Source organism: Mesorhizobium sp. CNPSo 4688 (assembly GCF_057784295.1).
In genome coordinates this window covers 1-1,235 of sequence record NZ_JBWLUY010000080.1, presented here as the reverse complement: position 1 = coordinate 1,235, position 1,235 = coordinate 1, and the positions used below count along the sequence as shown (strand labels likewise).

Genomic DNA, 1,235 nt, shown 5'->3' with positions numbered 1-1,235 from the left:
GTTGATCGACGCCGAACTCCGCCTACTCCCAAGGAGGCGAGTACAGGAGCCCGCCGTTAACCCATGAGGCATTGGGGGTGCCAGTTCGGTCGATATAATAGGGCGTCTTCGGGCCCAGGTTGCGGTCGTACATCTCGCCGTAGTTGCCGACGGCTTTGATCATATCGGCCACAAAGCTATTGGATACGTTGAAGTCCGTGCCGAAACCGCTCTCCGCGCCGAGAAACTTTCGGATGACCGGATCGGATGATTTTTTCATCTCCTCCACGTTGGCAGCCGTGATACCCCACTCCTCCGCCTGAAACAGCCCGAAGACAGTCCATCTCAACAGGTTGCGCCATTTCGAGTCATTCGCAGCGACGAAGCCGGCAAATGGCGATTTGCCGGTTCCTTCCCGGAGGATTTTGTAGTCTTCGGGTTTGGGGGAGCTGCCGCGCCAACCGGCTAGGGCAGTTTTGTCCGTTGCCATCGCGTTGCACCGGCCGCTGCCCAAAGCCGCAAACACCTTGTCGTCGGAATCGAACGTCAAAACCTTGATGTTCGTTATGTTCTGAGACTTGAATAGGTTCGCAAGGGCAACCTCTGTAGCGGTTCCCTGTGTCGTGCAAATCGTTCCACCGGCAAGATCCTTAACCGTCTCAACGCCGGATGACGTCTTTACCATAAACCCGCCGGCATCGTAAAAGTAGAGCGGCAGAAAATCGACTGCGATCGCCGATTCTCGAACAGGATAAATAGTGGTAGAAAAATAGCCGACGTCTGCCTGCCCCGTCGTCACCGTGTTGAAACGGCTCTTGCCAGTAACAGTTACAAACTTGACTTTGTCCGGATCGCCCAGAACGGCAGCTGCCGTAGCACGGCATAAGTCAACGTCCAATCCTTCCAGCTTTGACGTCTTGGGATTAAGATAGCTGAAGCCCGGGATGCCATCGCCGGTCGCGCAGTTGAGCACGCCGCGCTGCTTGACGTCATCGAGCACAGAGGCTCGGGCAGATGGTGTCGCCGCAACAGCAAGTGCAAGTGCAGCGCAGAAGTAACCCATAGTTGATATTACACGCATGGCCTCTAGTTCCCCTGATTATTGTTAACATTCTTGGTGCCTTGTGCCTGGAGGAAGGTCCAAGGGAGCTTCAGGAAAGCACGGCCTCTTTTGAGTGTACAGAATATTTCAGCATTTCGCAGATAGGCACCGTCGATTGCTGCGATAGTTCCGACCTATTTGTCTTCCTCGGTTA

General features: G+C 54.7%; 1 protein-coding gene. It reads right to left on the bottom strand.

Annotation, left to right across the window (positions count from 1 at the left end; genetic code table 11):
* Positions 1–22: 22 nt before the first annotated feature.
* Positions 23–1,060 (bottom strand): transporter substrate-binding domain-containing protein, encoded by a 1,038-nt coding sequence (locus AC04SH_RS34835; protein ID WP_488481841.1) that lies wholly within the window; start codon positions 1,058–1,060, stop codon positions 23–25.
* Positions 1,061–1,235 lie beyond the last annotated feature (175 nt).